Consider the following 12,977-nt stretch of genomic DNA (forward strand, 5'->3'; position numbering starts at 1 on the left):
AGCGTCAGCGGATTCCGAATGGTGCATGGCTTATTTTAGACATGTTGGGCGACAGCCCAATTAAACATTGTCAAACAAATCATCCATAACAATTACATTTGAAAATGCACTGCTATATTCATTATTATTCAGACCAAAAGTCGTTATCAATGTACTGTGAATTGCAAATTTAGGCGAGATCTTTTCAGTCAATATGGTTTGTCGTCTTAAAATTTTTTCATAATAACTTTTGGTCACTCTGAATTCTCCATTGTAATACTTTATTTCACACATATTGATAACATTATCGTTTCTACAGATCAACAGATCTATTTGAGTTCCTTCCGTATCATCTTCTTTTTTTGACCATGCACTTGTCTCTGTAATCACTCCAGATATTCCCAGAGATCGCTTAATCTGTTCTATATGATTGAAGCAAACATTTTCAAATGCAAAACCTCTCCATATAGAAACAGGTGCAGATGTAGTATTTTGCTGCCAAAATTTTTCACTTATTTTCTTTTGCTTCCAGATAAAATGCAAATAAAAAATGCAAAATGGATCCACAAGTTTATAGTGTTCTTCCCGCTTTCCATACCCAAACGGAACATACTTCATAATAAAATCACTGGATATTAATGCATTTAAATTACTGGATAATCTTCCGCCATCAGTTATTCCAAGTTTTTCAACAATTTCTTTTCTAGTGAATCCTGCATTTCGCGTATATAATAATTGCACAATATTCTTAACCATATCCGGATTTATAAACACAGATGCAAACAGTCGATTATATTCATCTCTTAAAACAGCATTTTTTCCAAAAAATAATTTATCTACATTCTGTGCCAAACTCATTTCCGGATTCACATACCCCATATAATACGGTATCCCGCCAAATATCATATAACTTTGTGTAATATCATATCGAGACATATTTACATTATTACTTTTATATAATTCTTCACATTCTTTTAAATTAAAAGGTGATAATTTTATCTCATAAGTAACACGATTATATAGCCCCCCATGATTATTTAACAGTTTATCCTGTATCCAAGAATTTGCACTCCCACATACAATTACCATTAAATTTTTACGATGACATCCCCAAGTATTCCAAAATGCTTCAAATGCTCGTATAAATCCAGATCTTGGTGTATCCAACCACGGCAATTCGTCGAGAAATATCACCTGTCTGCTTCCGTCATCCCTATTTTGCAAAAATTTTTCCAACAACACAAAAGCATCTAACCAATTTTTAGGTTTTTCGCATTTTTCCATTCCCTGAACATCTAACGAATTATAAAAATGATCCAATTGTAATCTTAGCAGACCTTTTGAATTTTCATCTGCCGGAGAAAGACCAGCATGACGAAATGTAATTTTTCCCTCAAAGGTCTCATCTACGAGATATGTCTTTCCTACTCGTCGTCTCCCGTAAATAGCAACTAGTTCCGCCTTATTTCGATTATATAATCGATTTAATTCTTTGACTTCCTGCTTTCTTCCAATCATATATGCCTCCCAAAGTGGCGGTCAATGCTTGTTTTTATTTATTCACCGCCACTTTAATCATTATAAAACATTTTAAAACGGCGGTCAATGTTCATTTTCATTCATTCACCGCCGCTTTAATCATTATAAAAATATTTCATTTTAAAAAATTTATCCGTCCCGGATTTACTCCGGAACGGATAACGTTTTCTACTTCAACATCATATCCACTTCCACATCATTCCCCACAGAGGTCACCTTTGCGTAGCTTCCGCAGATCAGCGGCATCGCCGGTGGAATATGACCGATATCCAGATCCATAATGATCGGGACATTATATTTTCCAAGAATTCCTGTCACAGCCTCATACTGATCCAACCCTAAAAATTCCTCTCCGTTACAATACGGGCGGCCGATCAGAAATCCTTTGACATACCCAAACCATCCGGCCTGCTCCATCTGCCATAATGCTCTGCGGATTCCCATGACATTCAGATCACAGGCTTCGATAAACCAGATGATTCCGTCCTCTTTGTAGCACTCGGTAAACTCCTGCACCTTATCATACTTTGTACCAAGAAGCAGTGTCAGTACATCGAGACAGCCGCCGATCAGACGGCCTTCCATTTTGATATCTGTATCCGGTACTTTTTTACGGATACATGGCTCTGTCACATTATAAGGTACCAACGGATTTTCCTCATCCTTTAATCCTTCTTTTTCGTAGAGATCATAGCCTTTAATCGTCAGTTTTTCTCCGGTCAGCACGTCAAATGCATCCTGAATCGCCGGATGCCATGGCTCCATGCCAAATGCTGCCGCACACGGTCCATAGACAGATGCCACATCACAGAGTGTCGTCAGCAGAAATGTCATATTTGTATTGTCCGAATAACCAAGATACCATTTCGGCTTTGCCTGGCGGATCTTTTCAAAATCCACATAGGGCAGATCCTCACACATCAGTTCCCCGCCACCGCAGGAAATCAGCACATCACTGATATCATTGCAGTAATACTCCATCAGTTCCTGTCCGCATTTCTCCGGCGTGTTGCTGATGCCGATGCCACAGCCCTCATAGCAGTTCGGTCCCAGTTCCGTGCGGTAACCCATTTTTTCAAATTTATCCAACGCATGTCCAAAAGCTGTTTTATACGGTTCAATATTGCATCCAAAAGATGGTGCTACAAAACCGATACAACCGTTCTTTTTCAAAAATTCCGGATATCTCATTCTGTATTTCTCCTGTTAATATGATTTGGGTGCCAAAGCAAGCGCTTTACTCCAGCTCAAACGCACCGGTATACAACTGATAATATTTTCCTTTTTCTTCAATCAGCTTCTCATGGCTGCCACGCTCAATGATATGTCCCTGCTCCAGAACCATGATAACATCAGAGTTCTGTACGGTAGACAGTCTGTGGGCGATAACGAATACGGTACGGCCTTTCATCAGAGCATCCATACCACGCTGTACGATAGCTTCTGTTCTCGTATCGATAGAAGAAGTTGCTTCATCCAGGATCATAACCGGCGGATCTGCAACGGCTGCACGGGCAATGGAGATCAGCTGTCTCTGTCCCTGGGATAAACCACTTCCATCACCGGAAAGTACCGTGTCATAACCGTTTGGCAGCATCCGGATAAATCCGTCTGCATTTGCCAGTTTTGCTGCTGCGATACATTCTTCGTCCGTTGCATCCAGTTTACCGTAACGGATATTTTCCATTACAGTTCCGGTAAACAGGTTGACCTCCTGAAGTACCACGCCCAGGGAACGGCGCAGATCTGCTTTTTTGATTCGTCCGATATCCAGTCCGTCATAAGTGATCGTACCTTTCTGAATATCGTAAAAACGGTTGATCAGGTTTGTAATGGTCGTCTTACCGGCTCCGGTTGCTCCTACGAAAGCAACTTTCTGTCCCGGCTCTGCATACAATGTAATGTCATGCAAAACCGTTTTCTCCGGGACATAACCAAAATCTACATCATGGAATTTCACATCACCACGCATCTCTACCAGCTGAACGCTTCCATCTGCCTGCGGCACTTTCCATGCCCAGTGACCGGTACGCTCTGCACACTCGGTCAGTGTATCGCCATCCTTTTTTGCACGGACCAGCGTGATAGTTCCCTCATCTTCTTCCACTTCTTCATCCAGAAGTTCAAAAATACGCTCTGCACCGGCAATGGCCATAACAACAAAATTTAACTGCTGGGAAACCTGACTGATCGGGTTTACAAAGCTTCTTGATAACTGCAGGAAAGATGCGATGGCACCAAGTGTCAGTACGCTGACACCTGTCAGGCTGATGTTTGTCACACCACTGATAGCAAGAGCTCCACCTACGATTGCTACAACAACGTAAAGGATAAATCCGATATTGTTCAGAATCGGCATCAGAATATTTGCATAAGAATTCGCCTTTGTCGCATTGACGCAGAGTTCTCCGTTTTTCAGATCAAATCCTTCTTTTGCCTGCTCCTCATGGCAGAATACTTTGACAACCTTCTGTCCGTTGATCATCTCTTCGACGTAACCGTTTACATCACCCAGAGAAACCTGCTGCTTGATAAAGTATTTTCCGCTTCGGCCAGCCACAGAACCGATTACTTTCAAAATGATAAAAACAAAAGCAACCACGATCAGCGTCAGCCAGAAACTGATACTCAGCATGGAAATAAATACGACCACGATCGTCATAACAGAGTTCAACAGCTGCGGGATACTCTGTGAGATCATCTGACGCAAGGTATCGGTATCGTTGGTATAATGACTCATAATATCGCCATGTGCATGAGTATCAAAATACCGGATCGGCAGCTTCTGCATGTGTGAAAACATCTCATCACGGATTTTTTTCAGAATTCCCTGCCCGATGACAACCATGAAGCGGTTGTACAGGTAAGCGGCTACTGCACCTGCAAACAGGATTATTGCAACTTTTACCAGATACTGTTTCAGACCGGTAAAATCAACCTGGGACTGTGTCAGTAACGGGGTAATATAATCATCGATCAGATCCTGGATAAACACAGCGGAGTAAGCAACCGTTGCTGCAGAAATCGCAATACAGATGACTACAAAAATGAAGCGGAGTTTATATGCGCTCAAATATCCAAGGAGACGCTTCACGGTTCCTTTTGTATCTTTTGCCGCAGACATCCGTTTTTTATTATTACTGCTCATCGTCACTTCCTCCTTTCACCTGTGATTCATATACTTCACGATAAATATCGCTGCTCTTCAATAATTCTTCATGTGTGCCGTAAGCACTGATCTTACCATCATCCATAACAATGATGTGATCCGCATCCTGAACGGAAGAAACACGCTGCGCAATGATGATCTTGGTCGTATCCGGAATCTCTTCCAGGAAAGCCTTACGGATCAGCGCATCTGTCTTGGTATCTACCGCGCTGGTAGAATCATCCAGAATCAGGATCTTTGGTTTCTTCAGTAATGCACGGGCAATACACAGACGCTGTTTCTGTCCGCCGGAAACGTTATTTCCGCCCTGCTCGATGTACGTATCATATTTATGTGGGAATGTCTGTACAAAATCATCAGCCTGTGCCAGTTTACATACATGGATCAGTTCTTCATCCGTTGCTTTCTCGTTACCCCATCGCAGATTCTCCTTAATAGTACCTGAGAACAATACATTTTTCTGAAGTACCATAGCTACGGAATCACGCAATGTCTCAAGGTCATAATTACGCACGTCCACACCACCGACTTTGACCTCACCGGAAGTAACATCATACAGTCGCGGAATCAACTGTACCAGACTGGATTTGGAAGAACCGGTTCCACCAATAATACCAATCGTCTCACCGGAATTGATTTTCAGATTAATATTATCCAGTACCGGTTTATCCGCTTTCTTCGCATAGGAAAATGCAACATTTTCAAACTCGATGGATCCGTCTGAAACTTCTGTCACCGGATTTTCTTTGTTCTGAATATCACTTTCCTCTGTCAGAATCTCAACGATACGCTCTGCAGAAGATCTTGCGATGATAACCATTACAAATACCATAGAAATCATCATCAGACACATCAGGATCTGAATTGCATAGGAAAACAGACTCATCAGCTCACCGGTTGTCATACCACCGGCGATACCCGGTGTATTTCCACTAACAATGATTGCTTTGGATCCGATCCACGCAACTGCCAGAAGAGCCACATTGATGGCACACATCATTGCAGGCATGTTAAATGCCAGCATTTTCTCTGCTTTTGCAAAATCCACATAGATTTTTTTTGAAATTTTTCCAAACTTCTGATCCTCATGCTCCTCACGGATAAAGGATTTTACGACTCTGACTCCGTGCAGATTCTCCTGAACCACCTCATTCAAACGGTCATACGTATTAAATACACGTTCAAAATAAGGATGTACATGCTGCGCCAGCCAGATCAGAATAAATCCAAGTACCGGAATGGTTGCCAGAAAGATCAAGGAAATCTTCACATTAATAGTGAATGACATGATCATTGCGAAGATCATCATAATCGGTGCACGGACTGCAACGCGGATGAGCATCTGATATGCATTCTGTACATTTGTCACGTCCGTGGTCAGACGGGTTACGATACTTGCCGTCGAGAACTTATCAATGTTGGAAAAAGAAAAGTTCTGGATCCGATAGTACATATCCTTTCGCAAATTCTGTGCGAGACCGCAGGATGCGATCGATGCCTGATGGCCTGCCATTGAGCCGAAAGCAAGTGCGATCATTGCAAGTACTAAAAGGATGATTCCATATTTCCAGATGACGGACATACTTCCGGCTTCAATGCCTTTGTCGATCAGACTCGCCATAACAAATGGGATCAGCACTTCCATGATAACTTCTACGGTTACATAAACCGGCGTCAGAATACTTGCCGTTTTATATTCCCGTATGGATTCCATTAACTTTTTTACAAGTTTCACGTTTTGTTTTCCTCCTGTTTCTTATTTTTTTAAACCTATATTACAAAAACCATCTTTCATATTTTGCTGCATGCGGTGTATATAATCAAAGAACTGCTCCAGTTCCTGCTCGGAAAAACCTTTTGATAATGTCTCCTCCACCACACTGAAATCCTCCAGCATGAGCTCATTGATTTCTCTTCCCTTATCTGTCAGAACAAGTTTCTTCAGACGTGCGTCCCATGGCACACTCTGACGCTCCACCATGCCCTTTTCTACCATCAGATTAACTACCTTTGATGCCGTAGACCGGGTAATCTCAAAATTTTTCTCTAAATCTTTCTGAAATACATCTTCGTTATTTTTTGTTTTATCCGAAATATATCCAATGATCCAGGCATTGGCACCTGTAACACTGTCTATTTTCTTTTTATTCGGTGAATTTTCGATCCAACGGTGAATCTGATGTGACAGGATCCGGATATCATTCCCGATGCAATCCTTTTTCATAACGCTCCTCCTTCCCAAAGCTTTGTTATTATAACGCAAAAAATGTTTGCTGTCAAACAGTTTGACAGCAAACATTTTTATGTTTTATGATACTTTTTATTCAAATCAACCACTGCAGTTTTTATTTTTTGAGGTTATGTGTGTACTCGGTTGACAGTATATAACCATCCTTATAATGTAGCCAATAACGATAAAGCTTGAAATGAAACATAGTACGAAAAAAATGGTGGAACGATTGGCATCGTGAAAACGTTTTAAGCCAATTATATAATCGTATACAAAATATAAAATATTGATAATTATAAAAATAACAGTGGACAATGTTATTTTATCTGCAAACCAGGTCTGCCAGGCACTGAAATATACAATTTGAATAATTATGTAAACGAGGATGCCAATAATAAATAGGCGCCAGAAATCATATCTGCCAAGATAAGACGATTTGCCATTAAAGTGTTTCATAATATCTCCCCCTTGTCTATTAGGGTAGTGTCAAAAACTACCTGTTTTTTATTGTTCTAAATCCTATGAATATGGTCTTTATCCGTTTCCATATATCTGATAATAACACTGTGCCTTTGACATATCTCATATGAATACTGCTTTATATCATCTGATATCTGTCTCGAAACCAGTAATTTCTTCCTATATTTGCAGACGAAAATAATGTGATATTGTAATAGGTATTTGTGTCTGTTTTTAGATTTCCATGTTCCCATGCCATGAGTATATAATAATTTCTGATTTTTAGCTACCTTAACCCACTGTCTAAAGCCAGTGGGATTGCGGTAGCCTTATTTCAAAAAATAAAAAAATTTGTGTTTTTGAAAACGACATCTTGCATATACTATTAGCAGACAGTATACTAAGTATAACGAAGCGGTTTCGAAAAATGAAAAAACTTCAATTTTTGAAAGTGGGTGACTAAATGAAAACAATCACGAGAGCAAAATATCTCGATAGAATCATTGAACTGAACGGCACGCCTGACATCAAGATTATCACGGGTATTCGTCGATCTGGTAAGTCCAAACTGATGCAGGCGTACATTGCGTATCTGAAAAGCAACTTTGAAAACATCAATATTATCTTCATTGACTTCATGGATTTAGCGTATGAAGAAATCAAGGAATACCATGCCTTACACACCTATGTGGAAGAACATTATCAGGAAGGCAAAACGAACTACCTGTTTGTAGACGAGGTTCAGATGTGTCCCAAGTTTGAGCTGGCAATCAACAGCCTGTACTCTAAGGGAAAATACGACATCTATGTAACAGGCTCTAATGCTTTCCTGTTGAGTGCGGATCTGGCAACTCTGTTTACCGGACGTTATATTGAAATTCATGTGTTTCCTTTCAGTTTCCAGGAATATTGCCAGTTTTATGATGATATTAGTGACAAAGATAAGCTCTTTGATGAGTACGCTATCAAAGGCGGTTTAGCAGGTTCCTATGCTTATAGAACCGAAAAAGACAGAACAAACTATATAAAAGAAGTCTACGAAACCATTGTTACAAGGGACTTAGTACAGAAATATGCTCTGCCGGACACTTTGGTTTTACAGCGTCTGAGCGAGTTCCTTATGGATAATATCAGCAACCTGACTTCTCCGAATAAGGTTAGTCAGCTACTGACAGCAAATGAGACTCCAACCAATCATGTAACCGTTGGAAAGTACATTAAGTATTTGTGCAATGCTTTTGTATTTTATGATATTAAGAGATACGACATCCGAGGTAAGAAATACCTTGAAAGCTCTGAAAAGTTCTATTTGTGTGACAGCGGTATTCGATATGCAATACTGGGAAGCAGAAATATGGATTATGGCAGAGTATATGAAAACATCGTTTGCATCGAGCTTCTTCGCCGTGGATACAATGTCTATGTCGGCAAGCTCTATCAAAAGGAGATCGACTTTGTTGCTCAGAGAGGTAGCGAAAAGATTTATATTCAGGTCAGCGACAACATTTCCGGGCAGGAAACATTTGAGAGAGAATGTTCTCCTCTGCTTCAGATTCGAGATGCTTATCCGAAAATGATTATTGCCAGAACCAAACATCCTCAATATAGTTATGAAGGAATCGTAATTCACGATATAGCCGATTGGCTACTACAAGAATAGGCAGGTCGAAATATCTCCGTCATTCTCTTTTGAAATGATGGAGATATTTTTATGTGCGCCTTGCGGCGCAGGTCACTAATCTGGTATTATTTTTTTCTATATCATATCTCAAATCCAGAAAAAATTTAGGATGTCGATGCAGACAATATCTGCCTGATCAACACCCTGTTTTCTAATTAAAAAATAATATCAGATTTGTTTTTTAATAATACGATTCCGGAAATCAGAACCAGTAATCCGATGATCATTGCACACACACCGGCGATGATCCCCAAAATGCCGGAATGTTTCATCTTAAAATAAATATTCTCCATCTTTTTCTCTCTCCTGCGTCATACTCGATTTCATGTTAGCAATCAGGTTTTCTCTCACCCAATTGCTTTATATAAATATATTTTACCATTATTCTAACCGTATTCCCATAGTTTTTTCTAACTGAAAAATAAATTTTTCATAAAAAAGCTCACTTGCGAACGATACTTTTTGAACCGCTGATAAAAAAATACGACCAGCCCACAACTTTTGTGAACCAGTCGTATTTTCTATTTTTTATACAAATGTAAATCTCACTATGTGATAAGTATAATCACTTAAGCTGCTTATCTCTGAGAACGTCCGATCTCAAGACCTTTCTCGAAAGCTTCTTTGTTCAGCGGAAGTAATTTTGCTTTTTTCGCAAGTTTATGCTCGATGGTTCCCCATACAACTTCCGGAGATACAACCTCTGTATAACCAACGTATACACCAAGCATGATTACGTTTAATACTTTTGCATTTCCCATTTCCAGAGCCATCTCTGTAACCGGTGCTTTTACAACTTTCACGTCTGTTCTGTCGATATCCTCTTCCGGAACGATAGAGCTGTTGATGAAAAGTGTACCACCCTGTTTCAGAGTCGGAAGGAATTTCTGCAGGGACGGACCGTTCATAACGATCAGGTCGTCCATAACATCACCCAGAGGTGCTCCTACCATCTCGTCGGAGATTACAACGAAGCAGTTCGCTGTACCACCACGCTGCTCAGCGCCGTAGGACGGGAAGAAAGTAACGTTTTTATCTGTAGAATCACAGGTTGCAGATGCAAGGAATTTACCAAGAGTCATAACACCCTGTCCGCCGAATCCGGCAACACATAAATTTGTTTCCATATTGACTTCCTCCTATTTATCTCTGATTACGCCCAGCGGATATTCCGGAAGCATTTTCTGCTCGATGAAATCCAATGCGTCTAACGGCTCAAGTCCCCAGTTTGTCGGGCAGCTTGTTACGATTTCTACCATAGAGAAACCTTTTCCGTCGATCTGATTCTGGAACGCTTTCTTGATTGCATTTTTGGTTTTGATAACATTCTGCGGAGTGTTGCAGCTTGTTCTCTCCAGGTAAGCCGGAGCTGTCAGCTTGTCTAAAATCTCACACATATGCATCGGGTAACCATGCTCTTCCGGGATACGTCCTTTCGGAGCTGTGGAAGCTTTCATGCCAACCAGAGTAGTCGGCGCCATCTGTCCACCTGTCATACCATAAATACCGTTGTTAATGAAGATAACAGTGATGTTCTCACCACGGTTAGCTGCAGAAACAGACTCTGCAAGACCGATGGAAGCGAAGTCACCATCACCCTGATATGTGAAATACAGAGTATCCGGATTGCTTCTCTTCATACCTGTTGCTACTGCACAGGCACGACCATGCGGTGCTGTAATTGTATCATATGCGATATAATCCATATGAAGACCACAGCATCCGATGCCGGTAACCATAACTGCTTTATCTACAAGGTTCATCTCTTCGAGAGCCTCACCGATTAATTTTACAACCGTGCTGTGCATACAGCCCGGGCAGAATCCGGATACTTTATCTTCCTGGATTGTTTTTGTTCTTGAATAAACTAATTCCATGTTCCGTATCCTCCTTATTATCCTAAAATCTTTTTAACAGCCTCGATCACTGCCTCACGGCTCATGATGTTACCACCGGAGCACAGGCATGTCTCGATAGCGCAACGACCTTTAACACCCATCTCTACATCCTCAACGAACTGTGCCGGAATAGACATCTCTACGTCGAGAACTGCTTTACAGATATTGTAGTTGATCTTGTCATAAGAAGCATATGGGAACGGGCTGACTGTAATAGGACGAATCATACCGATCTTGTAACCTTCCTTACGAAGAATGTCTACAACAGATTTGCAGATACGGGCGGAGATACCATAAGCGGTAAGTACAAGCTCAGCATCCTCGATCTGATACTCTTCAACCATGATATCTTTTTCCCAGCTGGCATACATCTTTGCAGCATCTTCGTTCCATGCCTGCATTTTCTTTGTATCCCACTGACCCGGCTGGATCCAGGAACGATTTGCATAGTCAAGTTCATGACCGATACAAGCCCATTTCTTTTTGCTCTCTTTGATTGCTGCGATCTCTTCATCAGATTTCATCTCTGGAAGTTCAACCGGCTCCATCATAGTTCCGATTACACCGTCTGCAAGGATCAGAACCGGGTTCATGTCACGATCTGCATAATCAAATGCTGCATATGTAAGATCAACTGCCTCCTGTACAGTAGACGGAGCCAGAACCATCATACGGAAACCACCGTTACCGGAAGCTTTTGTAGCCTGGAAATAATCCTGCTGAGCTGGCTGGATTGCACCTACACCAGGGCCTCCTCTGGAAATATTGGAATATACAATTGGGACACGTGCTGCTGCACAATAGGAAATTCCCTCACTCTTTAATGAGATTCCAGGGCTGGAAGAAGATGTCATAGATCTTGTTCCTGCTGCTGCTGCTCCGTATACCATGTTTACAGATGCAACCTCAGATTCACCCTGTACAAAGTTACCGCCTACTTCCGGAAGTCTTCTTGCAAAATACTCCGGGATCTCGTTCTGCGGTGTGATAGGATATCCGGCGAAAAATCTACAGCCGGCTCTTACTGCTGCTTCAGCAATAGCTTCACAGCCTTTCATTAATACTCTTGCCATAATCTTTCTACCTCCTTATTTGTAGATCTCTATCGCACCATCCGGACAGATACGTCCGCACATACAACAGGCGATACAAGCATCCATGTTTGTCGGTACCACATACTCATAACCCTTAGAGTTTACTTCATGTCCGATTTCCAGTACGTTCTTCGGACAGAACTTAATGCAGTAACCACAGCTTTTACAGCGTTCTGATTTAACCACGATTTTTGCCATCGATTAAATCCTCCTCTCAAGATAATAAATACTTGTTATAATTGATTATTTTTAAACATCGATATACACGATGTTTGAAAGCTTGATTCTCCGGGAATCATCCCCGTCCCGGAACCGGCTGACCATCTGCAAAGTCTGTCTGCAGCCAGGGATAAGTCAGAAACAATTCAATCGGAAATACCGGCACATCTGAGGAATCTTTTACGTCCTCGTACAGATCTTCCCTGACACATGCAAAATCCACCGCAATATACGGTGTCACCATTTCAGACATCTTACGGCTGCCCTCGATAAATTCCTTTGCCGTTGTGGTGATTCCATTGTTCGGATTGTTCACCATATGAAGTTTACCAAGCTGTATATGGGAAACACCGAGAATCTGTCCCAGTGTACCATCGATATGATCGATATCATTGGACCACGGTCGATATGCATTCAGCACATAATACACAATGGTATTGTCTTTGTTCAGCTTTGGCGCATAACCGCCGATGGCGCGCGCTCCGATGTGATCTCCGCCGACATCCATAACCACGTAACAATCTTCATCCTTCAGCAGACGATTGACACCTCCGACAACCGTCGGTGCATCCATGAACTGTTTTTCATGATGACAGATAATTCCCAAGGCTTCCATCTGCATCTCTACATCTCTGGAGCGAAACAGTGGCTTGGTCATATCCATGTCAAAGAAATGTACCGGCTTGTCCTGAAGCTGCACCAGCCATTT

The 12,977-nt window shown here is 41.4% G+C and carries 13 protein-coding genes and 1 pseudogene; 1 reads left to right on the forward strand and 13 read right to left on the reverse strand.

What is annotated here, in order from left to right:
• Positions 1-60 precede the first annotated feature (60 nt).
• The 7 genes and pseudogenes from HMPREF0373_RS02790 to HMPREF0373_RS16300 form a co-directional block, all read right to left on the reverse strand.
• Positions 61-1,497, reverse strand: coding sequence for an AAA family ATPase (locus tag HMPREF0373_RS02790; protein WP_021738064.1), 1,437 nt, complete (start codon positions 1,495-1,497; stop codon positions 61-63).
• A 189-nt stretch (positions 1,498-1,686) separates the two neighbouring features.
• Positions 1,687-2,709: a S66 family peptidase gene (locus tag HMPREF0373_RS02795; RefSeq protein WP_021738065.1), complete on the reverse strand. Its 1,023-nt coding sequence runs from the start codon at positions 2,707-2,709 to the stop codon at positions 1,687-1,689.
• 46 nt (positions 2,710-2,755) lie between these two features.
• Entirely contained in the window at positions 2,756-4,666 is a 1,911-nt protein-coding gene (locus HMPREF0373_RS02800) for an ABC transporter ATP-binding protein (RefSeq protein WP_021738066.1), read from the reverse strand.
• A complete protein-coding gene (locus HMPREF0373_RS02805) occupies positions 4,656-6,401 on the reverse strand; it encodes an ABC transporter ATP-binding protein (protein WP_044962667.1) in 1,746 nt (581 codons plus the stop codon). The genes HMPREF0373_RS02800 and HMPREF0373_RS02805 overlap by 11 nt, the downstream gene beginning before the upstream one ends.
• Before the next feature lie 42 nt (positions 6,402-6,443).
• Positions 6,444-6,911: a MarR family winged helix-turn-helix transcriptional regulator gene (locus HMPREF0373_RS02810; RefSeq protein WP_044962630.1), complete on the reverse strand. Its 468-nt coding sequence runs from the start codon at positions 6,909-6,911 to the stop codon at positions 6,444-6,446.
• 105 nt (positions 6,912-7,016) lie between these two features.
• Positions 7,017-7,373 (reverse strand): DUF805 domain-containing protein, encoded by a 357-nt coding sequence (locus HMPREF0373_RS17695; protein WP_044962632.1) that lies wholly within the window; start codon positions 7,371-7,373, stop codon positions 7,017-7,019.
• 65 nt (positions 7,374-7,438) lie between these two features.
• A pseudogene (locus tag HMPREF0373_RS16300) lies at positions 7,439-7,630 on the reverse strand (transposase); the annotation flags it as partial.
• 209 nt (positions 7,631-7,839) lie between these two features.
• Here HMPREF0373_RS16300 and HMPREF0373_RS02820 point away from each other — a divergent pair.
• On the forward strand, positions 7,840-9,036 hold the full coding sequence (locus HMPREF0373_RS02820) for an ATP-binding protein (RefSeq protein WP_021738070.1): 1,197 nt from the start codon (positions 7,840-7,842) through the stop codon (positions 9,034-9,036).
• A gap of 176 nt (positions 9,037-9,212) precedes the next feature.
• Here the strand turns inward: HMPREF0373_RS02820 and HMPREF0373_RS16905 are convergent, their stop codons facing one another.
• The 6 genes from HMPREF0373_RS16905 to HMPREF0373_RS02845 form a co-directional block, all read right to left on the reverse strand.
• Positions 9,213-9,350: a hypothetical protein gene (locus tag HMPREF0373_RS16905; RefSeq protein WP_021738071.1), complete on the reverse strand. Its 138-nt coding sequence runs from the start codon at positions 9,348-9,350 to the stop codon at positions 9,213-9,215.
• A gap of 285 nt (positions 9,351-9,635) precedes the next feature.
• Positions 9,636-10,184 (reverse strand): 2-oxoacid:acceptor oxidoreductase family protein, encoded by a 549-nt coding sequence (locus HMPREF0373_RS02825; RefSeq protein ID WP_021738072.1) that lies wholly within the window; start codon positions 10,182-10,184, stop codon positions 9,636-9,638.
• Positions 10,185-10,196: 12 nt separating this feature from the next.
• Positions 10,197-10,934 (reverse strand): thiamine pyrophosphate-dependent enzyme, encoded by a 738-nt coding sequence (locus tag HMPREF0373_RS02830; protein WP_021738073.1) that lies wholly within the window; start codon positions 10,932-10,934, stop codon positions 10,197-10,199.
• Positions 10,935-10,951: 17 nt separating this feature from the next.
• Entirely contained in the window at positions 10,952-12,028 is a 1,077-nt protein-coding gene (vorB, locus tag HMPREF0373_RS02835; RefSeq protein WP_021738074.1) for a 3-methyl-2-oxobutanoate dehydrogenase subunit VorB, read from the reverse strand.
• Between the two features lie 15 nt (positions 12,029-12,043).
• Entirely contained in the window at positions 12,044-12,247 is a 204-nt protein-coding gene (locus HMPREF0373_RS02840) for a 4Fe-4S dicluster domain-containing protein (RefSeq protein ID WP_021738075.1), read from the reverse strand.
• Positions 12,248-12,344: 97 nt separating this feature from the next.
• Positions 12,345-12,977 (reverse strand): hypothetical protein (locus HMPREF0373_RS02845; protein WP_021738076.1); only part of this gene is annotated, 633 nt, incomplete at its 5' end.

Source organism: Eubacterium ramulus ATCC 29099, from assembly GCF_000469345.1.
Taxonomy (GTDB): Bacteria; Bacillota; Clostridia; order Lachnospirales; family Lachnospiraceae; genus Eubacterium_I; species Eubacterium_I ramulus.